The 24453-nt window shown below is 59.1% G+C and carries 21 protein-coding genes and 3 tRNA genes; 19 read left to right on the top strand and 5 right to left on the bottom strand.

Annotated features, from left to right (window positions below):
* Nucleotides 1–175 precede the first annotated feature (175 nt).
* A complete protein-coding gene (locus tag WF513_RS05130; RefSeq protein ID WP_339082068.1) occupies nt 176–898 on the top strand; it encodes a response regulator in 723 nt (240 codons plus the stop codon).
* Between the two features lie 19 nt (nt 899–917).
* On the top strand, nt 918–2519 hold the full coding sequence (locus tag WF513_RS05135) for an ATP-binding protein (protein WP_339082070.1): 1602 nt from the start codon (nt 918–920) through the stop codon (nt 2517–2519).
* Nucleotides 2520–2656: 137 nt separating this feature from the next.
* Here WF513_RS05135 and WF513_RS05140 read toward each other — a convergent pair whose 3' ends face one another.
* The 4 genes from WF513_RS05140 to minC form a co-directional block, all read right to left on the bottom strand.
* Nucleotides 2657–3292, bottom strand: a complete 636-nt coding sequence (locus WF513_RS05140; RefSeq protein ID WP_339082072.1) for an RluA family pseudouridine synthase — start codon at nt 3290–3292, stop codon at nt 2657–2659.
* Nucleotides 3293–3470: 178 nt separating this feature from the next.
* Nucleotides 3471–3725 (bottom strand): cell division topological specificity factor MinE, encoded by a 255-nt coding sequence (gene minE, locus WF513_RS05145; protein ID WP_025165363.1) that lies wholly within the window; start codon nt 3723–3725, stop codon nt 3471–3473.
* Complete coding sequence (minD, locus tag WF513_RS05150; RefSeq protein WP_339082080.1) at nt 3722–4537, bottom strand: septum site-determining protein MinD; 816 nt, start codon at nt 4535–4537, stop codon at nt 3722–3724. Before minD ends, minE begins: the two co-directional genes overlap by 4 nt.
* Nucleotides 4538–4628: 91 nt before the next feature.
* On the bottom strand, nt 4629–5354 hold the full coding sequence (gene minC, locus WF513_RS05155) for a septum site-determining protein MinC (protein ID WP_339082083.1): 726 nt from the start codon (nt 5352–5354) through the stop codon (nt 4629–4631).
* A gap of 142 nt (nt 5355–5496) precedes the next feature.
* Here minC and WF513_RS05160 point away from each other — a divergent pair, with 142 nt between their 5' ends.
* The 16 genes from WF513_RS05160 (at nt 5497) to WF513_RS05235 (ending at nt 21949) form a co-directional block, all read left to right on the top strand.
* A complete protein-coding gene (locus tag WF513_RS05160) occupies nt 5497–6423 on the top strand; it encodes a lipid A biosynthesis lauroyl acyltransferase (RefSeq protein WP_339082085.1) in 927 nt (308 codons plus the stop codon).
* A 109-nt stretch (nt 6424–6532) separates the two neighbouring features.
* Nucleotides 6533–7735, top strand: coding sequence for a patatin-like phospholipase family protein (locus WF513_RS05165; RefSeq protein WP_339082088.1), 1203 nt, complete (start codon nt 6533–6535; stop codon nt 7733–7735).
* 309 nt (nt 7736–8044) lie between these two features.
* The gene (locus WF513_RS05170; RefSeq protein WP_339082090.1) at nt 8045–9295 is read left to right on the top strand and encodes an aspartate aminotransferase family protein; all 1251 of its coding nucleotides are present in this window, start codon (nt 8045–8047) and stop codon (nt 9293–9295) included.
* A 139-nt stretch (nt 9296–9434) separates the two neighbouring features.
* Nucleotides 9435–10463, top strand: a complete 1029-nt coding sequence (gene aruF, locus WF513_RS05175) for an arginine/ornithine succinyltransferase subunit alpha (RefSeq protein ID WP_339082092.1) — start codon at nt 9435–9437, stop codon at nt 10461–10463.
* A 15-nt stretch (nt 10464–10478) separates the two neighbouring features.
* Nucleotides 10479–11495 (top strand): arginine N-succinyltransferase, encoded by a 1017-nt coding sequence (astA, locus tag WF513_RS05180; RefSeq protein ID WP_339082094.1) that lies wholly within the window; start codon nt 10479–10481, stop codon nt 11493–11495.
* A gap of 90 nt (nt 11496–11585) precedes the next feature.
* Nucleotides 11586–13049 carry a succinylglutamate-semialdehyde dehydrogenase gene (astD, locus tag WF513_RS05185; protein WP_339082096.1) on the top strand — a complete coding sequence of 488 codons (1464 nt, stop codon included), beginning with the start codon at nt 11586–11588 and terminating at the stop codon, nt 13047–13049.
* Nucleotides 13046–14410 (top strand): N-succinylarginine dihydrolase, encoded by a 1365-nt coding sequence (gene astB / locus WF513_RS05190; RefSeq protein ID WP_339082097.1) that lies wholly within the window; start codon nt 13046–13048, stop codon nt 14408–14410. The genes astD and astB overlap by 4 nt, the downstream gene beginning before the upstream one ends.
* A gap of 81 nt (nt 14411–14491) precedes the next feature.
* A complete protein-coding gene (locus tag WF513_RS05195; RefSeq protein WP_339082100.1) occupies nt 14492–14779 on the top strand; it encodes a topoisomerase II in 288 nt (95 codons plus the stop codon).
* Nucleotides 14780–14789: 10 nt separating this feature from the next.
* The gene (gene astE / locus WF513_RS05200) at nt 14790–15800 is read left to right on the top strand and encodes a succinylglutamate desuccinylase (RefSeq protein WP_339082102.1); all 1011 of its coding nucleotides are present in this window, start codon (nt 14790–14792) and stop codon (nt 15798–15800) included.
* A gap of 189 nt (nt 15801–15989) precedes the next feature.
* On the top strand, nt 15990–16994 hold the full coding sequence (gene ltaE, locus WF513_RS05205; protein ID WP_339082104.1) for a low-specificity L-threonine aldolase: 1005 nt from the start codon (nt 15990–15992) through the stop codon (nt 16992–16994).
* Nucleotides 16995–17115: 121 nt separating this feature from the next.
* On the top strand, nt 17116–19740 hold the full coding sequence (gene alaS, locus WF513_RS05210; RefSeq protein WP_339082106.1) for an alanine--tRNA ligase: 2625 nt from the start codon (nt 17116–17118) through the stop codon (nt 19738–19740).
* Between the two features lie 113 nt (nt 19741–19853).
* The gene (locus tag WF513_RS05215) at nt 19854–21092 is read left to right on the top strand and encodes an aspartate kinase (protein ID WP_339082108.1); all 1239 of its coding nucleotides are present in this window, start codon (nt 19854–19856) and stop codon (nt 21090–21092) included.
* A 186-nt stretch (nt 21093–21278) separates the two neighbouring features.
* Nucleotides 21279–21464, top strand: coding sequence for a carbon storage regulator CsrA (csrA, locus tag WF513_RS05220; RefSeq protein WP_025165378.1), 186 nt, complete (start codon nt 21279–21281; stop codon nt 21462–21464).
* A 62-nt stretch (nt 21465–21526) separates the two neighbouring features.
* Nucleotides 21527–21617, top strand: a tRNA-Ser gene (locus WF513_RS05225).
* Between the two features lie 107 nt (nt 21618–21724).
* Nucleotides 21725–21801, top strand: a tRNA-Arg gene (locus WF513_RS05230).
* A gap of 71 nt (nt 21802–21872) precedes the next feature.
* Nucleotides 21873–21949: transfer RNA gene (locus WF513_RS05235), tRNA-Arg, on the top strand.
* A 116-nt stretch (nt 21950–22065) separates the two neighbouring features.
* On the opposite strand, the gene WF513_RS05240 is transcribed toward WF513_RS05235, so the two are convergent.
* The gene (locus WF513_RS05240; RefSeq protein ID WP_339082113.1) at nt 22066–22563 is read right to left on the bottom strand and encodes a DUF4124 domain-containing protein; all 498 of its coding nucleotides are present in this window, start codon (nt 22561–22563) and stop codon (nt 22066–22068) included.
* A gap of 322 nt (nt 22564–22885) precedes the next feature.
* Here WF513_RS05240 and mgtE point away from each other — a divergent pair, with 322 nt between their 5' ends.
* On the top strand, nt 22886–24328 hold the full coding sequence (gene mgtE, locus WF513_RS05245) for a magnesium transporter (RefSeq protein ID WP_339082115.1): 1443 nt from the start codon (nt 22886–22888) through the stop codon (nt 24326–24328).
* The last annotated feature ends 125 nt before the right edge of the window (nt 24329–24453 follow it).

A 24453-nucleotide genomic window follows, 5' to 3' on the forward strand; every position in this document is an offset into this window, starting at 1 on the left:
ACTCGTCGCCAGTTAAATGGCTTTGACAACGACCTTTGAAGATGTGTAAGGCATCACAGCTCAACACTATATGTTGTGTTTTGCCTAATGGCTGGCATGCGCTGTGCTGAGGGCTGTGCATTGTTACAATGCGGCGCGCCTCGATCGGGGCGCAGCCGTGTCAGGAGTGAATGTGGTGGAGCAGCAAGATTGGCAAATTCTAATCGTGGAAGACGATCAACGTCTGGCTGAGTTGACCCGTGAATACTTGCAAAGCAACGGCCTTAATGTGTCCATTGAAATGGACGGTGCCAAGGCGGCTGCGCGGATTTTGCAGGAGCAACCTGACCTGGTGATTCTCGACCTGATGCTGCCGGGCGAGGATGGCTTATCGATCTGCCGCAAGGTGCGCGGGCAATACGAGGGGCCGATTCTGATGCTGACCGCACGCACCGACGACATGGATCAGGTGCTCGGCCTGGAGATGGGTGCGGACGACTATGTCTACAAGCCAGTGCGTCCGCGCGTGTTGCTGGCGCGTATCCGCGCGCTGCTGCGCCGCCATGAAAGCAATGAGGCGCAAGAGCTGAGCGAGCGCCGGCGTTTGCAGTTCGGCCCGCTGGTGATCGACAGTGCCATGCGCGAGGCCTGGCTGGGTGAGCAGGGCATTGAGCTGACCAGTGCCGAGTTCGATTTGTTGTGGCTGCTGACCTCCAACGCCGGGCGGATTCTCTCCCGCGAGGAAATCTTCAACGCCCTGCGCGGCATTGAGTACGACGGCCAGGACCGCTCCATCGACGTGCGTATTTCGCGTATTCGGCCGAAAATCGGTGATGACCCGATGCACCCGCGCTTGATCAAAACGGTGCGCAGCAAGGGTTATCTGTTTGTGGCCGAGGCAGCCGAGGCCATGGCATGAACTGCGCCGTGAGCCGCCCATGAATTCGATCTTCCTGCGTATCTATGCCGGCATGCTGGCCGTGCTGGTGCTGGTGGCATTGCTCGGTGTCGGCGCGCTGCAGTTACTTAACGACGTGCGTGTGGATCAATACCGCGAACGTCTGGCCCAGGGCACCTTCCGCCTGATGGCTGATAACCTCACGCCGATGGTGGACATTGAGCGGCGCCGCGCCGTCGCGGTGTGGGGGCGTTTGCTCGGTATTCCGATGCAGGTCTCGTCGCTGCCTGAGGCTGGCCTCGACAGCAGCGCGCGCAACAACCTGCGCCGTGGCCAGGTGCTGGTGCAGCAGACCGGCCCGCACGAGGCGCGCATTTACAGCCAGCTGGGGGAACAGCCGCTGTTGCTGGTCGCCGATGTGCAGCAGGTCAGTGAGCAACTGGCGCGTGCCACCAGCTTTTTGTTGATTGATGAGCTGGTGCGCTACCCCTGGGACGAGCAGCCAAGCCGGCTGGCCGCGCTTAAGCGCGATAAGCGCTTCGGTTTCGACCTGCGCCTAGTGCGCCTCGATCAGGCCGACCTCGACCCTGACCAGCGTCGCCGCGTGGATGAAGGCGATACGGTGATGGCCTTGGGCCGTGGCGGTGACAGCATTTATGTGTTCTCCGGCATCGTCGACACGCCTTGGGTGCTGGAAATCGGTCCTCTTTACCAGATGGACCCTTACCCGGCGCAATGGTTGGTGCTGATCGGCGCACTTAGCCTGAGCCTGATCGGCATGATGGTTTACCTGTTGGTGCGGCCGCTGGAGCAGCGCTTGCGTGACGTCGAGGCGGCGGCCACGCAGATTGCCAGTGGCCGCTTGGATGCCCGCGCGCCAACCCGTGGCACAGATTCAGTGGCGCGGCTGGCAGCGGCTTTTAACGCCATGGCTGAGCACCTGCAGCGGTCTTTGGGTATTCAGCGGGAGATGGTGCGGGCGGTGTCACACGAACTGCGCACGCCAGTGGCGCGGTTGCGTTTCGGCCTGGAGATGATCGGTGATGCGCAAACCGATGCGGCGCGGCGTAAATACATGGCGGGCATGGACAATGATATTCAGGACCTCGACAAGTTGGTCGACGAAATGCTCACCTACGCACGCCTCGAGCAGGGTGCGCCAGCGCTGAACTTCCAGCAGGTCGACCTGAATGAGCTGATCGATCAAGTGGTTACCGAGCTGGCTCCGCTGCGCGCCAGCGTGCGGGTTGAACACGGCCCTTCACGCGATGCCTTGGATGGCGGCGGCGCCTGTGTTGAGGCTGAGCTGCGCTACCTGCACCGTGCCCTGCAGAACTTGGTGAGCAACGCCATGCGCCATGCTGAGTCGCGGGTGCGGGTGAGTTACCAGATAGGCGCGCAGCGTTGCCGGGTGGATGTCGAAGATGACGGCCCCGGCGTGCCGGAAGAGGCCTGGGAGCACATTTTTACACCCTTTTTGCGCTTGGACGACAGCCGCACCCGCGCCTCTGGCGGACATGGTCTGGGTTTGTCCATCGTGCGCCGTATCACCTACTGGCACAGCGGTCGTGCGCAAATCAGCCGCAGCGAAAGCCTCGGTGGAGCGTGCTTTACCCTGATCTGGCCGCGTAAGCAGGGGTGAAAGCAGCCTGGATGCAATCAGGGTTACGGAGTGCTTTCAGCCTCGTAGGGTGGATGGCGCTTTACCCATCCACCAACGGCAATGGTGGATGAAAATAGCGTCATCCACCCTACAGTGCTTATCAATGCGATCTGTCCTTAAAACGGTGCCAGGCACTCAAAGCGCATGCGCTCGCCTGTTTGCGGATGGGTCAGGCAGAGCATGCGGGCGTGCAGGCACAGGCGTGGGTAGGCGGCGAGCGCTTGCGCGTGGGCATACAGGCCGTCGCCGAGCAGCGGATGACCGATGGAGAGCATGTGCACGCGCAGTTGGTGTGAGCGGCCAGTGATCGGTGTGAGCTCGACGCGGCAAAAATCGCCGCAACGCTCCAGCACTTTCCAGTAGGTCAACGCATGTTTGCCTTGTTCATGGTCGACCACGTGGCGTGGTTTAGTCGGTGGGTCGTAACGCAGTGGCAGGTCGATGCTGCCGCTGTCCAGCTCGGGTTGGCCCCAGCACAGCGCGGTGTAGGCTTTCTCGGTTTCGCGGTCGTGGAACTGGCGCGACAGTTCGCGGTGGCTGTCGGCGTCGCGGGCGAGAACGATGATGCCTGAGGTTTCCCAGTCCAGGCGATGGACGATGCGTGCTTCTGGGTAACCGTTTTCCTGCAGGCGGGTGACCAAGCAATCACGATTATCTTCCGCGCGGCCGGGCACCGACAGCAGTAGGGTGGGCTTGTTAATCACCAGCAGGGCGGCGTCTTGGTGGAGAATTTCTACTTGGCTGAGGGGCATGGGCTTCTTGAGTGCGCGTCGGTCTGCTGGTGTAGGAGCGGGCTTGCCTGCGATGACTTTGCCGGTGCTGCTTAAACGCTTCGCGGACAAGTCCGCACCTACAGGTTTTGTGTAAGGCTGAAATAAAATGACGGCCATTAAGGCCGCCATTGATACAGGCTCTGCTGTGATAACCGGTTTAGCGGTCTGGCAGGGTGATGTTGAGTTCCAAAATGGAACAGCTGCCTTGGTTTTCCAGTGCGACCTGGACTTGATCCGAGTCGATGTTGACGTACTTGCGGATCACTTCAACCAGCTCTTGCTGCAGGGCTGGCAGGTAGTCCGGCTGGCTGCGCTGGCCGCGCTCGTGGGCGACGATGATTTGCAGGCGTTCTTTGGCAATAGACGCCGTGGTTTCTTTCTTTCGCTCACGAAAGAAATCAAAAATATTCATTCACGACCCCCAAACATGCGCTGCATGAATCCCTTCTTTTGCACATCGAGGAACCGATGCGCCACTTCCTTGCCCAGCAGGCGGTCAACCGCGTCGCTGTAGGCTTGGCCTGCGTCGCTCTGGTCATCCAGAATCACCGGCACACCTTGGTTCGAGGCCTTGAGCACCGCTTGCGACTCAGGGATCACGCCGAGCAGGCGGATGGCGAGGATTTCCTCAACGTCTTCCACGCCGAGCATTTCGCCTTTGACCACACGTTCTGGGTTATAGCGGGTCAGCAGCAAGTGTTCCTTGATCGGCTCTTCGCCTTTCTCGGCACGCCGCGATTTGCTCGCCAACAGGCCGAGCATGCGGTCTGAGTCACGCACCGAGGAAACCTCCGGGTTGGTCACCACAATCGCTTCATCAGCGAAGTACATGGCCAAGTGCGCGCCTTTTTCGATACCGGCCGGCGAGTCGCAGACCACGTATTCGAAGGTTTCACGCAGCCCGTTGATAACTTTCTCAACGCCTTCCTGGGTCAGCGCATCTTTGTCGCGCGTCTGGCTGGCAGCCAACACAAACAGATTATCCAGGCGCTTATCTTTAATCAGCGCCTGCGACAGGGTCGCTTCGCCGTTGACCACGTTGACGAAGTCATACACCACGCGTCGTTCGCAGCCCATGATCAAGTCAAGGTTACGCAGGCCGACGTCGAAATCGACGATGACAGTTTTGTGCCCGCGAAGGGCAAGGCCGGTACCAATGGCAGCGCTGGTGGTGGTTTTACCAACACCACCTTTACCGGACGTAACAACGAGGATCTTGGCCAAGGTGATTCACCCTAAAAGGTAGAGAAAACGCAGGTTCCGTGGCCTATTCAGGCGTCCGGATGCCCTGTTTGAAAAGTGGCGGCAGTATCCGTTAAAGGCGGGTGATGTTCAACACGTCACCCGACAAGCTGACCTGCACCGCTTCGCCCCATAGTGGCTCACGGCGTAAGTCCTCAGAGACCTTGTAGTGGCCAGCGATGGAGAGCAACTCGGCGCCCATTTGTTGACAGAAAATCCGCGCCTTTAGGTTGCCCTTGATGCCCGCTAGCGCACGACCGCGCATCGGGGCGTACACATGGATGTTGCCATCGGCGAGAAGTTCCGCACCGGCGCTAACCGGGGCCAAGACAATGAGGTCGCCGCCTTGGGCATACACTTGCTGGCCGCCGCGTACTGGACTGGTAATGATTTTGCTCGGTTTGAGCTCCGGCTCAGCAGGTTTTTGTGGTGTCGGCGGTGCGAGTTCGATCAGCCGCTCGCGCGCGCCCGAGGGCGGCAGTACTGGTAAGTCCAGTGTTTCAGCCGCTGCAATGTCAGCTTCGCGGTTGGCACGGATCGCTAACGTACGCAGGCCATGCTTGCGACACACGGCCATTAGCTCAGCTAGATCGAGCTCGCCTTCACCCTCCGGCAATTTGTCGAGGGCCAACACCAGCGGGGTATTGCTGAAAAAAGCTGGGGCTTGCGCAACTTTTTCGCTCAGTTGCAAATCGAGGCGGGCGAGGTCGTTGTGCGCCAGCTCCATCACGGTGATAGCCAGCATGCTGCCTTTTAGCTGGAATACAGGGTCTTGCTCGAGAAGATCAGCTTGGCTCATGGTTTGCCTGACGCGGCCTAATAAATTAAGCCGGACTTATAGCGAGAACGCCGCGCGCTAGCAAGTTGCAAGCGGCTAAACCAAGGGCGCGGAAAACTCCTGATAGAATGCCGCGCTTTGTTGCATGCTTTGGACCTGTGTTATGGATCGTCCTGTTTTCCGCACTTATTTTCTGCACCCGCGTTTCTGGCTGTTGTGGCTTGGCTTAGGCCTGTTATGGCTGATCGCCCAGCTGCCTTATAAAGCGCTGCTACTGCTGGGTCGTGGTCTTGGCGCGTTGATGTACAGCCTGGCCCGCTCGCGGCGGCAGATCGCGGCGCGCAACTTAGGGCTGTGTTTCCCGCACATGACGGCGGCTGACCGAAAGGCGCTATTAAAAGAAAACTTCGCTTCGACCGGGATTACCTTCTTTGAGATGGCCATTGCTTGGTGGTGGCCCGCCGAGCGTCTGCGTCGGCTGGGCACCGTCGAGGGGCTGGAACATTTGCGCCAAGCCGAGGCTGACGGTCAGGGGGTGATCTTGATGGCGCTGCATTTCACCACCCTGGAAATGGGCGGCGGCCTTTTAGGGTTGGAGCAAGGCGTGTATGGCATGTACCGACCGCATAAGAACCCGCTATTCGATTATGTGCAGCGCTGCGGCCGCGAGCAGCGCCTGCTTGGCGTGATTGGCCGTGATGATGTGCGTGGCATGCTCAAGCTGCTGCGTGGCGGCGGCATCGTCTGGTACGCGCCGGATCAGGACTACGGCGCCCAGCGCAGTATCTTTGTGCCGTTGTTCGGCGTGCCCGCCGCCACGGTGACAGCGACCAGTAAGTTCGCGCGCATGGGCCGGGCGCAGGTAATACCCTTTACCCAGCAGCGTTTACCCGACGGCCAAGGCTATCGATTGGTGATCCATCCGCCGCTGGTGAATTTTCCCACTGAAAACGATGAAGCGGATTGCCTGCGGATTAATCAATGGATTGAGCAGGCCGTCAGCGTTTGTCCTGAGCAGTATCTGTGGGCGCATCGACGCTTCAAGACGCGGCCGCAAGGTGAGGCAAAGCTCTATAAAAAGAAGCGCTGAGCTGTCATTCAATTGGCGGACTGCGCAATAAGGCTCGTTTTCTTGGCGTGTGCGGGTTCCGCGTGCGCTTGGCTGGCTCCTATACTGGCAAAAAAGTGGGGAACAGCCTATGTCGCACAGCGCTTCAACCAGTCAGCCAATTACCGGGCTGATTCTTTCCGGCGGTGGTGCGCGGGCGGCCTACCAAGTGGGTGTGCTGGCGGCGATTGCTGATCTGCTCCCTGATGCATCGCATAATCCCTTCCCGGTGATCGTCGGTACCTCAGCCGGCGCCATCAATGCCGTGGGTTTAGCCTGCGGGGCGTTGCACTTCCGAGAGGCAGTGCGCCGGCTGACCAGTGTTTGGCAGGGTTTTCATACCCACCAGGTGTACCGCAGTGATTGGCCGGGCGTGCTACGCCAAGCCAGCCGCTTTATCGGCCACAGTCTGCTCGGCTTGGGCGGCGAGGTGCCGGTGGCGCTGCTCGACAGTGCGCCGCTGGCCAAATTGCTGGCGAAGGAGATGGACTTCAGCGGGATTGCCGCTGCCGTGCGCCACCGCAAGCTGCGTGCGGTGGCCGTCACCGCCTTTGGCTATGAAAGCGGCCAAGCGGTGACCTTTTATCAAGGCCGTGCGGCTATCGACCCTTGGTTTCGTCATCGCCGTGTGGGCGTGCCGACCCGTCTGGCACTGGAGCATCTACTGGCCAGTGCCTCGATTCCACTGATATTCCCGCCGGTAAAGATCAACCGCGAATACTTTGGCGATGGTGCGGTGCGTCAGTCCGCACCGATCAGCCCAGCACTGCATCTGGGGGCGAGTCGGGTGTTAGTGGTGGGGGTCAGTGATAACCCGGTTGGCCCGCAGGCACAGGCGCCGGTGGTGCGCTCGCGGCAAACCCGCCCGCCGAGCCTGGCGCAGATCAGCGGGCATATGCTCAACAGCACCTTTATTGACAACTTGGAAAGCGATATCGAGTTGCTGGAGCGGCTGAATCAGATGGGCCGGCTGATCCCGGCTGAGAATCAGCCGCGCGGGTTGGGTCTAAAGCCGGTGGATGTGTTGGTGATTTCACCCAGCCAGCCGCTGGACCGAATTGCTGCGCGTCATCGGCATGAGCTGCCCAAAGCACTGCGTCTATTTTTGCGTGGCCCGGGGGCAACCAAGGCCAGCGGCGCTGGTGTGCTGAGTTACCTGTTATTTGAGCCGGGTTATTGCAGCGAGTTGATCGAGTTGGGTTACCAAGATGCCATGGCGCAGAAAGCTCAGCTGATTGAGTTTCTGCAGCTGGAAACTCCGCCTGTGCCGGCCAGTATTCCCGTCCCCGCGTGAGCTAAACCGAGCCTCTTGGTGCGCGACTTAGGTGGCGCATGTGCGCCGAGCCTGCAGAGCCCGTGCGCAGGGAGCCGTAAGCGATAAAAACCTTTTGCCCAGGGCCGATTAAACCGCGCCAAGGTGGCGAGCTGCATTTAAACTGCGCCTTCCCGATGCTTTCTGTCGCATTTGCGCAAGCAGCGGTTTTCCTTGGGTTGGCGCTGTAAGAAGTTGTCGCATGGCGGCAATGCCAACCTTGGCTCAGTCCCTACAATCGCTTACGTCACCTGTTTGCCAATACAGGTGTTCCTTGTCAGGAGAGTTCAGATGTCTGTTCAGCACGATCCGGTGGAGCGCCACCCGGTTCAACGTGACCCGGTGCAGCGCGCCGATTTCGATCAGGTGATGGTGCCCAACTACGCACCCGCAGCGTTTATCCCCGTGCGCGGCGCCGGTTCGCGTGTGTGGGATCAAAGCGGTCGCGAGCTGATCGACTTTGCCGGCGGCATCGCCGTTAATGTGCTGGGCCACGCCCATCCTGCCTTGGTTGCGGCACTGACTGAACAGGCCGGCAAGCTTTGGCATGTGTCCAACGTGTTTACCAACGAGCCGGCCCTGCGCCTAGCCCGCAAGCTGATCGACGCCACGTTCGCTGACCGGGTGTTCTTCTGTAACTCCGGTGCTGAAGCCAACGAGGCGGCGTTCAAGCTGGCTCGTCGCGTCGCGTTTGATAAATACGGCGAAGACAAATGCGAAATCATTGCGGCGACCAACAGCTTTCACGGCCGCACCCTGTTTACCGTCAGCGTGGGTGGTCAGCCGAAATACTCCGAGGGCTTTGGTCCGAAAATTCAGGGCATTAGCCACATTCCTTTTAACGATATCGAAGCGCTGAAAGCCGCCGTGTCGGATAAAACCTGCGCCGTGGTGCTGGAGCCGATTCAGGGTGAGGGCGGCGTTATGCCAGCCGATTTGGCTTACCTGCAAGCCGCGCGCGAACTGTGCGACCAGCACAATGCCCTGCTGGTGTTTGATGAGGTGCAAAGCGGTATGGGCCGCAGCGGTTCGCTGTTTGCCTATCAGCATTACGGCGTCACACCCGATATTCTCTCCAGCGCTAAGAGCTTGGGCGGCGGTTTCCCGATTGGCGCCATGCTCACCACTCATGAGCTGGCCAAGCACCTAGCCGTCGGCACCCATGGCACCACCTACGGCGGTAACCCGTTGGCCTGTGCGGTGGGTGAAGCGGTCATCGATGTGATCAACACCCCCGAGGTGCTAGCGGGCGTCAGCGCCAAGCATCAGCGCTTCAAAACCAAGCTGGAGCAGATCGGCCAGCAATACGGCGTATTCAGCGAGGTGCGCGGTCTGGGCTTGTTGATCGGTGCGGTGCTGTCTGATGCCTGGAAGGGCAAGGCCAAGGCCATTCTCGATGCAGCGGCGATTGAAGGCGTGATGGTCCTGCAGGCCAGCCCGGACGTGGTGCGCTTCGCCCCAAGCCTGGTGGTCGAAGACGCCGATATCGATGAAGGTCTGGCCCGCCTAGAGCGTGCAGTGGCCAAGCTAACGCAGGCCTGATAGCCGGTTCGCTCGACCCATGGAAGGGTTGAGCTAACAGCAAGGACGCCCGTCTCTGTGTGTGCCGTAACTACGGTTGCGGTTTTCTCTAAGTGGCTCGCAAGCGCCTCTTAGAGTTTTTATCAAAAGGAGTGGCACCATGCTGGTGATGCGCCCCGCGCAAATGGCTGACCTGACTGACGTGCAGCGTCTGGCCGCGGACAGCCCGGTTGGTGTGACTTCACTGCCGGACGACAGTGATCGTCTGCGTGAAAAAATTGCTGCTTCGGAAGCCTCGTTTGCCGCTGAAGTCAGCTTTAACGGTGAAGAAAGTTACTTCTTCGTGCTGGAAGACAGCGCCAGCGGCCGTCTGGTCGGCTGCTCCGGCATCGTCGCTTCGGCGGGTTATTCCGAGCCGTTTTACAGCTTCCGTAACGAAACCTTTGTGCACAACTCCCGTGAGTTGAAAATCCATAACAAGATTCACGTCCTCTCGCTGTGCCATGACCTCACCGGCAACAGTTTGTTGACCAGCTTCTATGTTGACCGGGCCTTGGTGAACACCGCCTGGTCGGAGCTGAACTCGCGGGCACGCTTACTGTTTCTGGCCAATCACCCGGAGCGCTTTGCCGATGCGGTGGTGGTGGAAATCGTCGGAACCAGCGATGAGGCGGGTGATTCGCCGTTCTGGGATGCGGTGGGGCGCAACTTTTTCGACATGAATTACACCGAGGCCGAGCGTTTGTGTGGCCTGAAGAGTCGCACCTTCCTTGCTGAGTTGATGCCGCATTACCCGATTTACGTGCCATTACTGCCCGATGCCGCTCAAGAATCCATGGGCCAAGTGCACCCGCGCGCGCAGATCAGCTTTGACATTCTGATGCGTGAAGGCTTCGAGACTGATCATTACATCGACATCTTCGATGGCGGCCCGACCCTGCATGCGCGCACCTCGGGCATCCGCTCGATTGCTCAGAGCCGCGTGGTGCCCGTGCGCGTTGCGGTAGAAAAAAGCGAGCCGAGTAAGGGCAGTCGACCCTACTTGGTCTGCAATGGCCAGTTGCAGGATTTCCGCGCGATTGTCGCGGAGCTGGATTGGGTGCCGGGTAAGCCCGTTACCCTCAGTGTTGCGGCCGCCGAGGCCTTGGGCGTCGGTGAAGGCGTGAGCGTGCGCTTGGTTGCGGTTTAAGGAAGGAGTTAACGCATGATCGTTCGTCCCGTCCGCAGCGCCGATTTGCCTGCCCTGTTCCAGTTGGCGCGCAGCACCGGCGCTGGTCTGACCACCTTGCCCGCCAATGAGGAGCGCTTGGCGCACCGCGTCGGTTGGGCCGAAAAAACCTTCAGCGGCGAAGCTGCGCGCGCCGATGCGGACTACCTGTTTGTGCTGGAAGACGACAACGGTGAGGTGGTCGGTATCTCGGCGGTCGCAGGCGCCGTTGGTCTGCGTGAGCCTTGGTACAACTACCGCGTCGGCTTGACTGTCAGCGCGTCCCAAGAGCTGAATATCCACCGGCAAATCCCCACGCTGTTTCTGGCTAACGACCTGACGGGCAACTCCGAACTGTGCTCGCTGTTTTTGCGCAGCGACCAGCGCAGCGGCCTCAATGGTCGTTTGTTGTCGAAAGCGCGCTTTTTGTTTATCGCCGAGTTCCGTGAGCTGTTTGGCGACAAGGTGATTGCCGAGATGCGCGGCATGTCCGATGAGCAGGGCCGTTCGCCGTTCTGGGAAAGCCTGGGGCGGCACTTTTTTAAGATGGAATTCAGCCAAGCTGACTACCTTACCGGGGTTGGTAATAAGGCCTTTATTGCCGAGCTGATGCCCAAGTTCCCCCTGTACACGTGCTTTCTTTCCGAGGATGCGCGCAACATCATCGGCCGTGTCCATCCCGATACCGAACCGGCGCTGGCCATGCTCAAGGGCGAGGGTTTCAGCTATCAAGGCTATGTCGATATTTTCGACGCCGGCCCGGCGATTGAAGCCGAAACCGCAAAAATCCGCGCGGTGCATGACAGCCAGGTGCTGGTGCTGGCCATTGGCACGCCGGGCGATGACGCCCCGCAGTACCTCATTCACAACCGCAAACGCGAAAACTGCCGAATTACCGCCGCCGCCGCACGTATGGCCGCCGGCACGCTGGTGGTTGATGCGCTAACCGCTAAGCGCTTGCAGCTGTCAGCGGGCGATCAGGTGCGCGCGGTCGCTGTCTCCGCTCGCGGCTAAAAGCTACGCGCCGCTATGCAGCGCGGCTGTGTCTAAATTGCCGACTCGGCGGATGCCGGGTCTACACCTTGCTGGGAGTGATAAAACAAGATGAGCACTCATTACATCGCCGGTGCGTGGCACGCAGGTCAGGGCGAAGCCCTAGAATCACTCAACCCGGTCAGCCAGGAAGCCATCTGGCAGGGTCAGGCGGCCAGCGTTGAACAGGTAAACGCTGCCGTGCAAGCTGCCCGCGCAGCGTTCCCAGCCTGGGCCTCGCGCTCGCTGGATGAGCGCATCGGTGTGCTTGAACAGTTTGCCGTGACCCTTAAACAGCATGCCGACGCGCTGGGTTACTGCATCGGTGAAGAAACCGGTAAGCCGCTGTGGGAAACCGCCACTGAAGTCGCCAGCATGGCCAATAAGGTCGCCATCTCGATCCAGAGTTACCGTGAGCGCACCGGCGAGAAAAGCGGCCCGCTGGCGGATGCCACTGCCGTCTTGCGGCACAAGCCGCATGGCGTGGTGGCGGTGTTTGGCCCCTATAACTTCCCTGGCCACTTACCTAACGGGCACATTGTCCCCGCGCTCTTGGCCGGCAACTGCGTGGTGTTCAAACCCAGCGAGCTGACGCCAAAAGTTGCCGAGCTGACCGTCAAGTGCTGGATTGAGGCGGGCTTGCCAGCCGGCGTGCTCAACTTGGTGCAGGGCGCGCGCGATACTGGCGTGGCCTTGGCTGCGCATGATGGTATCGACGGCTTGTTCTTCACCGGTTCCAGCCGCACGGGCAACCTGCTGCACAACCAGTTCGCCGGGCGTCCAGATAAAATCCTCGCGCTGGAAATGGGCGGCAATAACCCGCTGGTGGTCGAACAGGTCAGCGATCTTAACGCGGCGGTGTACACCATTATCCAGTCGGCCTTTATCTCGGCCGGCCAGCGTTGCACTTGTGCGCGGCGCTTGCTGGTGCCGCAAGGCGCGTGGGGCGACAGCTTGCTGGAACGTTTGGTGGAGGTGGCGGCCAGCATCAAGGTTGGTAGTTTTGATGCACAGCCGGCACCTTTTATGGGTTCGGTGATCTCCCTGGACGCCGCGCGGCACCTGATCAAGGCGCAACAGCACTTGCTGAATCAAGGTGCGAAGCCGTTGCTGGAAATGACCCAACCGCTGCAGGGCGCAGCCTTGCTCACACCAGGCATTATCGATGTGACGGATGTGCCCGAGCGTGCGGATGAGGAATTCTTTGGCCCGCTGTTGCAGGTGATTCGCTACGCCGATTTCGACGCCGCCATCGCCGAGGCTAACAACACCCGGTACGGTTTGGCGGCGGGGCTGTTGTCCGACTCCAAGGCCCACTATGAGCAGTTCTGGCTGCACAGCCGCGCCGGTATCGTTAATTGGAACAAACAGCTGACCGGTGCGGCCAGCACCGCGCCATTTGGTGGTGTCGGGGCGTCTGGTAACCACCGCGCCAGCGCCTATTATGCGGCTGACTATTGCGCCTATCCGGTGGCCTCGCTGGAAGCCGATAGCCTGAGCCTGCCTGCCACCCTAACGCCGGGAGTAAGCCTATGAGCCACGTCGATAATGCGTCTGCTTTTGAGGTGAACTTCGACGGCTTAGTCGGGCCGACGCATAACTATGGCGGTCTGTCGTACGGCAACGTCGCCTCGCAAAGCAACAGTCAGGTTGCATCCAGCCCCAAAGAGGCGGCCAAGCAAGGCCTGGCGAAAATGCAGGCGCTGATGGAGATGGGCTTCAAGCAGGGTGTGCTGGCCCCGCAGGAGCGCCCGAATGTCGCCGTTCTGCGTAGCCTAGGTTTTACCGGTACGGATGCGCAGGTGATCCAGAAAGCCGCGAAAGACGCCATGCCGCTGTTAGTCGCCAGTTGTTCGGCCTCCAGCATGTGGACGGCCAACGCCTGCACCGTCAGCCCCAGTGCAGATACGGCCGACGGTCGCGTGCATTTCACTGCCGCCAACCTCAACTGCAAATTCCACCGCTCGATTGAACACCCCACCACCAGCCGCGTGCTTGGCGCGATGTTCGCCAGCGACCAGCACTTTGCCCACCACGCCGCGTTACCGGCTGTGGGTCAGTTTGGCGATGAAGGCGCAGCCAACCACACGCGCTTTTGTAAAGGCTACGGCGATGCTGGTGTAGAGTTTTTTGTGTTCGGCCGCAGCGCCTTTGACAGCCGCTTCCCCGCGCCGCAGCGCTACCCGGCGCGGCAAACCTTGGAAGCCTCGCAGGCAGTGGCTCGCTTGCATGGCCTGAGCGATGACGGCGTGGTTTACGCCCAGCAAACGCCTGCGGTGATCGATCAAGGCGTGTTCCACAATGACGTGATCGCGGTGGGTAACGCCGAGGTGCTGTTTTATCACCAAGACGCCTTCCTCGATACAGACAAGGTATTGGCTGAGCTAAGCGATAAGCTCGCCCGCCGTGGCGGCAACTTCCAGGCCGTGTGCGTACCGCGTGGTGCAGTGGCTGTGGAAGATGCGGTCAAGTCTTACCTGTTCAACAGTCAACTGCTTAGCCGCGCCGATGGCGGCATGCTGCTGATCGTGCCGGAGGAGTGCCGCAACAACGCCAACGTGTGGAATTACCTGCAGCAGCTGACCCGCAGCAATGGCCCGATCCGCGAAGTCAGGGTGTTCGACCTTAAGCAGAGCATGCAAAACGGCGGCGGCCCGGCGTGCCTGCGCCTGCGTGTGGCGCTTAAAGAACATGAGCTGGCGGCAGTTAATCAGGGCGTGATCATGACCCCGGCGCTGTATGAAACGCTGAACGTTTGGGTGGATACGCATTACCGTGATCGCTTGAGCGAAAATGACTTGGCTGACCCACAATTGCTTAACGAATGCCGCACGGCCTTGGATGAACTGACGCAGATCCTTAAACTGGGCGCGGTTTATCCCTTTCAATTAGCGTGAGTAGGGTGAGTCGCGCTTGATCGACCCATCGGTGGGTGTCAAAAGCGACACCCACCCGACACCCAACACTGTGGAGATTTTATGAGCGACGCCCTGCAACTGATCCTTGAAGACACTGACGGCACCCAGCTGGAAACCTCTTGCACACGGTTTGCCGTGATCTGGCAGGGCCAAGAAATCTGGTTTCAGCAAGTGGGCAATAACCAGTTGATGATCGGTGTCGAAGTCGAGGAGGGCGCTGCTGAATACGCCAACCTGCTGCTGCGTCCGCTGGCCACCAACTTGGTCAGCCTGGAGCTGGAAATGGAAGCGGCTGACCTCAGCGATGACGACGAGCACGTGCACGGTCCTGACTGCCACCACGATTGAGGAACCGCCCATGCTTGCTCTCGGTAAATTGCTTGAACTGACCTTGGCCGGCCATGAGCCAGCAGTGAAAATTCAGCTGACCACCGAGGGCACGCGTTTGCGTTGGCTGGCTGAAGGTGCGTTAGAAGTGACGCCGCCCGCGGCCCGCGACAACGGCCAAGACCTGCTGCTGTCAGCCGGCATTCATGGCAATGAAACCGCACCTATTGAATTGCTTGATGACCTGCTTCAGGCCATCGCGCGCAGTCAGTTGCAACCCTGTGCGCGCCTTCTTTTTCTGTTCGGCAACCCCGCCGCCATGCGCAGCGGAGCCCGCTATATCGAACAGGACATCAACCGACTGTTTAACGGCCAGCACGATCAGCACACCGGCGCCGAAGCGCTGCGCGCCTGCGACTTGGAGCACCTGGCTGCCAATTTCTTCAGCAAGCCTGAGCGCGCGCGCTTGCATTACGACCTGCACACCGCCATCCGCGCGTCGAAGATCGAGCAGTTTGCCCTGTATCCGTTTCAGCCAGATCGGCCCCGCAGCCAGCGTGAGCTGGCGCGCTTGAGCGCCGCGGGGATCGAAGCGGTGCTGCTGCACAACAAGAGCTCCGTCACCTTCAGTGCCTACACCTACACTCAGCTAGGAGCCGAGGCCTTTACTCTGGAACTGGGCAAGGCGCGGCCGTTCGGGCAGAACGAGTTGGTCAACCTGGATTTGCTTGAATTGCACCTGCAGGCCCTCATCGAAGGGCGTGAGCCTGAGGGCGTAACGGATGACCTGAGTAAACTCAAGTTGTTTGCCGTGGCCCAAGAGGTGATCAAGCACAGCGATGCCTTTCAGTTGCACCTGCCGGCGGATATCGAAAATTTCAGCGAACTGCCGGTCGGCTACCTGTTGGCTGAAGACCTCAGTGATACCCGCTGGGTGATCAGCGAGCCTGGTACATGCATCATCTTCCCCAACCCCAAGGTCAAAAACGGCCTGCGTGCCGGCATCTTGATTGTGCCCGCTGAAGACGTACCGCTGTCTTAAGTGCTGCTTGGCATTCCCCGACTATCGCGCGGCGTTAAGCAGTAGCCCGAATAAGCGCCAGCGCAATCCGCGATTACCGTCATGCGTGCCGGGCCAATCTGACCCGCTGTGCTTATCCCTAGCTGTACCTTGTTCCCCAATACGTGGCGCCTTAGCATCGGTGCCCCCTCTGTTCTAGGATCGCCCGCCATGCCCATCATCGACCTGCGCAGCGACACCGTCACCCAACCGACACCCGCGATGCGCGCCGCCATGCAAGTGGCTGAACTGGGCGATGACGTATACGCCGAAGACCCTACGGTCAACCGGCTGGAGCATTACCTCGCGGCCGATTTGGGCTTTGAGGCGGCGCTGTTCGTCCCTACCGGCACTATGAGCAACCTGCTCGGGCTGATGGCCCATTGCGCGCGCGGCGACGAATACATCGTCGGTCAGCAGGCGCACACTTATAAATATGAAGGCGGCGGCGCGGCCGTGCTTGGCTCTATTCAGCCCCAGCCCATCGAGGGCGAAGCGGATGGCTCCCTCGATCTGGTCAAGGTCGAAGCCGCCATCAAACACGACGACTTCCACTTCGCCCGCACTCGCCTGCTGGCGCTGGAAAACACCATGCAGGGCAAGGTGCTGCCCCTTGTCTACCTGCAGGCGGCGCGCGAGCTGACCACCCGCCGTGGCTTGGCCCTGCATCTGGATGGCGCCCGGCTGTATAACGCGGCAGTTAAGTTAGGCGTGCCGGCGCGGCAGATCACCCAGTACTTTGATTCGGTCTCGGTGTGTTTATCCAAGGGTCTTGGTGCGCCGATCGGCTCGGTGTTGTGCGGTTCAGCCGAGTTGATCGGTAAAGCACGGCGCCTGCGTAAGATGGTGGGTGGCGGCATGCGCCAAGCCGGCATGCTCGCCGCAGCAGGGTTGTATGCGCTTGAGCATCAGGTGCAGCGGTTGGCCGACGACCATGCCAACGCCGAACGGCTGGCCGCTGGCCTGCGGGAGGTGGGTTATGTGGTTGAGCCGGTGCAAACCAACATGGTCTATGCCCAGCTTGGCGAGCAGGCTGGCGCGCTGAAAATTTTCTGCGCTAAGCGGGGGATTACGCTCACTGCCGCGCCGCGACTGCGCATGGTCACTCATCTCGATATCACGCCGGAGGCGATCAATCAGGTCATCGCCGCCTTCGCAGATTTCCGTGCGAGTTGAATGAAACTGGTAAGCCAATAGCGGTTATCTATCAATAAAGACACTAGCCCCTTGGCGCAAGGCCGATATAATGCGGCCCTTTGCCGGCTTTGTTGTGGCCGCTGGTTTTTGGAAGATTCCTATGAAAAGCGCAGAAATCCGTGAAGCCTTCCTCAGCTTCTTTGAACAGAAGGGGCACACCCGTGTCGCCTCCAGCTCCCTGATTCCGGGTAACGACCCGACCCTGCTGTTCACCAACGCCGGGATGAATCAGTTTAAGGATTGCTTCCTTGGTCTGGAAAAGCGCGCCTACACCCGCGCCACCAGCAGCCAGAAGTGTGTGCGCGCCGGCGGTAAACACAACGATTTGGAAAACGTGGGGTACACCGCGCGCCACCACACCTTTTTTGAAATGCTCGGCAATTTCAGTTTTGGTGACTACTTCAAGCGCGATGCCATTCACTTCGCCTGGGAGTTTCTCACCGGCGACAACTGGCTAAAACTGCCTAAAGACAAACTCTGGGTCACCGTCTACGCCACTGACGATGAAGCCTATGACATTTGGAACAAAGAAATCGGCGTGCCGGCTGAGCGGATGATCCGTATCGGCGACAACAAAGGCGCGCCCTATGCCTCCGACAATTTCTGGACCATGGGCGACACTGGCCCGTGCGGCCCGTGCACCGAGATTTTCTTCGACCACGGCGAGCACCTCTGGGGCGGCCCGCCCGGCTCGCCAGAAGAGGACGGTGATCGCTACATCGAAATCTGGAATAACGTCTTTATGCAGTTCAACCGCACGGCTGACGGCGTGTTGCATCCGCTGCCCGCGCCGAGCGTTGACACCGGTATGGGCTTGGAACGCGTCAGTGCCGTGCTGCAGCACGTCAACTCGAACTACGAGATCGACCTGTTCCAGAGCCTGCTCAATGCAGCCGCCCAGGCCATCGGCTGCGCCAATGAGGCGCAGGCCTCGCTGAAAGTGGTGGCTGATCACATCCGCTCGTGCGGCTTCCTGATTGCCGACGGCGTCACCCCATCCAATGAAGGCCGCGGCTACGTGCTGCGCCGCATTGTCCGTCGTGCCTGCCGTCACGGTAACAAGCTCGGCGCCAAGGGCAGCTTCTTTTACCAGATCGTTGCCGCGCTGGTGGCCGAGATGGGTGATGCTTTCCCGGAGCTTAAGCAGCAGCAAGCGCATATTGAGCGCGTACTCAAGACTGAAGAAGAGCAGTTCGCCAAGACCTTGGAGCAGGGCCTGAAAATTCTTGAGCAGGACTTGGGCGAGCTTAAAGGCACGGTCATTCCCGGCGATGTGATCTTCAAGTTGTACGACACCTTCGGTTTCCCCATGGACCTCACCGGCGACATCGCCCGTGAACGCGAGCTGACCCTAGACGAAGAAGGTTTTGAGCGCGAAATGCAGGCGCAGCGCACGCGCGCGCGGTCTGCCAGCGCGTTCGGCATGGACTACAACAGTGTGGTCAAAGTCGACAGCGACACCGCTTTCCTCGGTTACCAGGGCACCAGCGGCAGCGGCAAAATCATTGCGCTGTTTAAAGCAGGTGAGGCGGTGGACAGCCTGAATGAAGGCGAGGAGGGCGTGGTGGTCCTCGATCAAACGCCGTTCTACGCCGAATCCGGTGGCCAGATTGGTGATTGCGGCTCCCTGGAGGGTGCTGGCGTGCGTTTCGATGTGCGCGATACCACCAAGGCCGGTGGAGCGTTCCTGCACCACGGTGTTGCGGTCAAAGGCGGCTTGAGTGTCGGCCCCTCGGTCAAAGCCGAAGTAGACGCCAGTGTGCGTCAGGCTACGGCGCTCAATCACTCGGCCACTCACTTGCTGCACGCCGCGCTGCGTCAGGTGCTCGGTGAGCACGTTACGCAGAAGGGTTCGCTGGTCGACAGTCAGCGCCTGCGCTTTGACTTCAGTCATTTCGAGGCAATCACTGGCGCGCAATTGAAAGAGCTGGAAACCATCGTCAACCGCCAAATACGCGGCAATAGCGACGTGGAAACCCTGGAAACTGACATCGAAACCGCCAAGGCCAAAGGGGCGATGGCGCTGTTTGGCGAGAAGTACGGTGATCAGGTACGGGTGTTGAGCATGGGCGGCGACTTCTCCGTTGAGCTGTGCGGTGGCATCCACGCTAAGCGCACCGGTGATATCGGCCTGTTCAAAATCATCAGCGAAAGCGGCGTGGCCGCCGGCGTGCGACGTATTGAGGCGGTCACCGGCGCTGCGGCATTGGCCTACCTCAATGGTGCAGAGGAACAGCTGAAAGAAGCGGCTGCGCTGGTTAAAGGTAGCCGTGACAACCTGCTGGATAAGCTCGCCGGCGTGCTGGAGCGCAACCGTCAGCTGGAGAAAGAGCTGGAACAGCTCAAGGCCAAGGCCGCCAGTGCGGCAGGTAATGATCTGGCCGGTTCGGCTGTCGACGTCAAAGGCATTAAGGTGCTTAGTGCACGCCTAGATGGTTTGGACGGCAAGGCATTGTTGGCCATGGTTGATCAGCTGAAGAACAAGCTGGGCAGCGCGGTGATCCTGCTTGGCGGCGTGCAGGACGACAAGGTCGTGCTGGTGGCTGGCGTGACGCAGAACCTGACTGCCAAGCTCAAGGCTGGCGATTTGATGAGGCAAGCCGCGGCGGCTGTGGGTGGTAAGGGCGGTGGTCGTCCAGACATGGCCCAAGGCGGCGGTGTCGATGCTGCTGCGCTGGAGGGTGCCTTGGGCTTGGCGGTGACGTTCGCTGAACAAGGCCTCTAAATATCCAGTATACAAATGCACAGCCCAAGGTCCGGCATACGCCCGGCGGATCTTGGTAGAGAATTAAGTTATATGTCTAATGGACGCCCTTCACGGGCTGAGGCGGCTTTGAAATGGCTTTAATCGTACAGAAATTTGGCGGCACGTCCGTCGGCACTGTTGAGCGTATTCAGCAGGTAGCCGCGAAAGTTAAGAAATTCCGTGAAAATGGCGATGACATTGTGGTTGTGGTTTCCGCCATGAGCGGTGAAACCAATCGTCTGGTTGAGCTGGCCAAACAGGTCAGCGATGGTCAGCCGGTACCACGTGAATTCGACGTAATGGTTTCAACCGGTGAGCAGGTGACTATTGCCCTGTTGGCCATGGCGCTGATCAAAATCGGTGTGCCGGCGGTGTCTTACACCGGCAGTCAGGTACGTATTCTCACTGACAGCACGCATAACAAAGCGCGCATCCTGCAAATTGACGACCAAAAGCTGCGTGCGGACCTTAAGGCCGGCCGCGTGGTGGTGGTTGCAGGCTTCCAAGGTGTCGATGAGCTCGGCAACATCACCACCCTCGGGCGTGGTGGTTCAGACACCACGGGCGTGGCGTTGGCCGCAGCCCTCAAGGCGGATGAGTGCCAGATCTACACCGACGTTGATGGTGTTTACACCACCGACCCGCGTGTGGTGCCACAGGCTCAGCGTTTAGAAAAAATCACCTTCGAAGAGATGCTGGAAATGGCCAGCCTTGGCTCCAAGGTGCTGCAAATCCGCTCGGTGGAATTTGCCGGCAAATACAACGTCCCGCTGCGCGTATTGCACAGCTTCCAAGAGGGGCCGGGCACCCTCATTACCCTTGATGAAGAGGCATCCATGGAACAGCCGATTATTTCCGGCATCGCTTTCAATCGCGACGAAGCCAAGCTGACTGTCCGTGGCGTACCGGACATCCCGGGCGTAGCGTTCAAAATTCTCGGGCCAATCAGTGCCGCGAATATTGAAGTGGACATGATCGTGCAGAACGTAGCGCACGATAACACCACTGATTTCACCTTCACTGTGCACCGCAACGACTACGCCGCTGCCCAGCAGGTATTGGAAAATACCGCCCGCGAGCTGGGTGCCCGCGAAGTGGTTGGCGATATAAAGATCGCTAAGGTGTCGATTGTAGGCGTCGGCATGCGTTCCCACGCCGGCGTTGCCAGCCGCATGTTCGAGGCGCTGGCCAAGGAAAATATCAATATCCAGATGATCTCAACCTCGGAAATCAAAGTCTCCGTGGTAATAGAGGAAAAATATCTGGAGTTGGCGGTGCGCGCCCTGCACACTGCTTTTGAACTGGATGCTCCGGCCCGAAAAGCGGACTGAAGCATCATCCGAAAGGCGCGGTTTTTACCGCGCCTTTCGTGTTTTTGGTTGGCATGAGCAGGGGCTTTATTTCTGCTTACACTGGTCAATACTTGATGAAAGCTCTGCTTAGGTTGTTTGGGGCTGACATCATTTTATTTTTGCAGATTGTTGTTGTCCCGAACTGTTGTCCGTAAGGAGAAAGTAATGCTGATTCTGACTCGTCGGGTCGGAGAGACCCTGATGGTGGGTGACGAAGTCACTGTCACCGTGCTGGGTGTTAAAGGTAATCAGGTGCGCATCGGCGTTAACGCGCCAAAAGAGGTTGCCGTGCACCGCGAAGAAATTTACCAGCGCATCCAGAAAGAGAAAGGCGAAGAACCAAGCCACTAATTTTTATCGAAATTTTGGCTTTGCAAACGGGGGAAACATGGTTATCATGCGCCCCGTGTTGCGGAGAGGTGGCCGAGTGGCCGAAGGCGCTCCCCTGCTAAGGGAGTACATCTCAAAAGGGTGTCGGGGGTTCGAATCCCCCCCTCTCCGCCATATTTAGTGTTGTAAGGTGTGGCTGCGTTAGAGCGATAAGTTATTGAAATTGCTCACTTATAACGCTTGTTTCTGAAAGCCAAATCCTTATAATGCGCACGCTTCATGCACTCATAGCTCAGCTGGATAGAGTACTCGGCTACGAACCGAGCGGTCGGAGGTTCGAATCCTCCTGAGTGCACCAAATAGAAATGGCTTGCAGCAATGCAGGCTATTTTGTTTCAACCAGCGGTGATCTGGTTAAAAGCGCCATTTGCACTCATAGCTCAGCTGGATAGAGTACTCGGCTACGAACCGAGCGGTCGGAGGTTCGAATCCTCCTGAGTGCACCAAATAGAAGGGCCTGCAGCGATGCAGGCCCTTTTTTGTTGCCGCTTTTTTATTGCGGCCTGTTCACGCTTGTCTTTCTGCGGCGCCAAAACAGCTGGGCAGCTATTAAAGCGCGCTTCTAGCGTTTGCTCTTGCCCGTGACGCAGCCGGCTTCATCGAAGCTGACGTTGCGCTTATTGCCTTTTTTGACCTGGTACACGTAACGCGTTTTGCCGTTTTGCTCGGTGATCGTGTCCGGCTTACCCAGGCTGCTCTCGACATCGGCGCGGCTCATGCCGGGTTGTATCTGTTGCTTGATGATGGCAGCGCGGCGTTCGCTGTTGCTTAGCGCGTTGCCACAGCCGTGCTGCTTGGCGCCGACCACGGTCAATTCTTGCTCGGTTTGTGACTTGCTCTCGCGGTTACTTTTACGCGGTTTGGCCAGTGGCACCGGCTTACCGCTGCCAGGTGTGGGGTTATAGGCTTCCTGCACACGCTGGCTGTGGTCCTCAGGGCAACCCTGGCGGGTGAAGGTAACGTGGCCCTTGGCGTCTTCGCAGCGATAGACGTTTGCGCCAAGTGTGGCCAGTGGGCAGAGCAAAATGGCGCAGAAAGCTGCGCAGCGCAGTCCTTGCATGGGTGTGTCCTCCGTGGCGGTTGATTGGCAAGCGTAGACGAAGCCTCCCGCTGCGCCAGACGTGTCTTTATAAGTGCCTTACGCGTCGCATTGTGCGATGTGCAGGTGCGTTGACGAATGGTTAACCGGCGCGTGTTCTGCGTTGTTTTTGTCACAGGCAAAGTGCTGGAGCGGTGATATCATCCGCCGCGTCAGCCCCGCCGGGGCTTGTGGATTGCCACCATGGACTTACCCAGTAGTTACGTTGAATCTCGATTGTGCAATCACGTGTTGACTGATTGACCCTCTTTGGCGTGCGCTGCCGCTGGGGGTGGAGCGCGCCATGACTGAAATAGAAGCAAAAAAGCCGCAAGAAAGCCTGCAAGATCGCCTCGCTCTGGTGGTCGAGTTGTTGCATCGGCACAAGCTGGTAGAAGACTTGGCGCATCGCCAAGAAGGCCAGCACCGCGACCGGGTGGAACACCTGGTGCATCGGCAGAATCTGGTCGAATTGCAGCGCAAGCTCGATGATCTGCACTGCGCTGACGTGGCTCACATCCTCGAAGCCTTGCCACTGGATGATCGCCAAACTGTTTGGCAACTGGTTAAGGCCGAGCGCGACGGCGATATCCTTCTCGAGGTGTCCGATGCGGTGCGCGAAACCCTGCTCGCGGACATGGATGACCACGAGATTTTCGCTGCGGTCAAAGAGATGGACGCCGACGAACTGGCCGATCTCGCCGCTGAGCTGCCGCGTGACGTCGTCCTTGAGCTGATGGAAACCCTTGACGCGCAGCAACGTGAGCGCGTGCGCTCGGCGCTGTCATATGAGGACGACCAAGTGGGCGCACTGATGGACTTCGAGATGGTGACCATCCGCGAAGATGTCAGCCTGGAAGTGGTGTTGCGATACCTGCGTCGTCTTAAGGAGCTGCCAGGGCACACTGACAAGCTCTTTGTGGTTGATTACGATGGCGTACTCAAGGGCGTGTTGCCGGTTAAGCGGTTGTTGGTGAACGACCCAGACAAGCTGGTCAGCGAGGTAATGGCCACTGATCCAGTGAGTTTCCATCCTGATGAAGATGCCTACGACGCTGCCCAGGCATTCGAGCGTTACGACCTTATTTCAACCCCGGTGGTGGACAAGAACGGCAAGCTGATTGGCCGCCTGACCATCGATGAAATGGTCGACCTGATCCGTGAGGAGAGCGAAAACGAAGTCCTCAATATGGCCGGTTTGCGCGAGGAGGAAGACATCTTCGCCTCGGTGTGGAAGTCCCTGCGCAATCGCTGGGCTTGGTTGGCTATCAACCTGGTAACCGCCTTTATGGCCTCGCGCGTCATCGGGCTGTTTGAAGGCTCCATCGAGAAGCTGGTGGCGTTGGCGGCGCTGATGCCAATTGTCGCGGGCATCGGCGGTAATTCGGGTAACCAGACGATCACCATGATTGTTCGCGCCATGGCGTTGGATCAGGTCAGCACCGGCAACACCTCGCGCTTGATTCGCAAGGAGCTGGGCGTGGGCTTGATCAACGGCATCGTTTGGGGTGGTGTGATTGGTGGGGTGGCTTGCCTGCTTTACGACAGCTGGTCACTGGGTGTGGTGATGACTGCGGCGATGATCTTGAACCTGTTGCTGGCGGCGCTGATGGGTGTGCTGATCCCTATGACGTTGGTGCGCATGGGGCGTGATCCAGCCTTAGGTGCCAGCGTGATGATTACAGCGGTTACCGACAGTGGTGGTTTCTTTATCTTTTTGGGCTTGGCCAGTCTGTTTCTGCTCTAGATGATGACGCCTTGTTGACGGTAAATGTCTCATTAGTTGACTCTGGGTTTGCCTCAAACACTTCTTTCACGCTAAGGTCTGCCAGCTTTGCCCGGGATCGGATCCCGGGCGCTCCTCTCTAATAA

Origin of the sequence: Pseudomonas sp. TMP9 (genome assembly GCF_037943105.1) — a bacterium.
Classification (GTDB): domain Bacteria; phylum Pseudomonadota; class Gammaproteobacteria; order Pseudomonadales; family Pseudomonadaceae; genus Aquipseudomonas.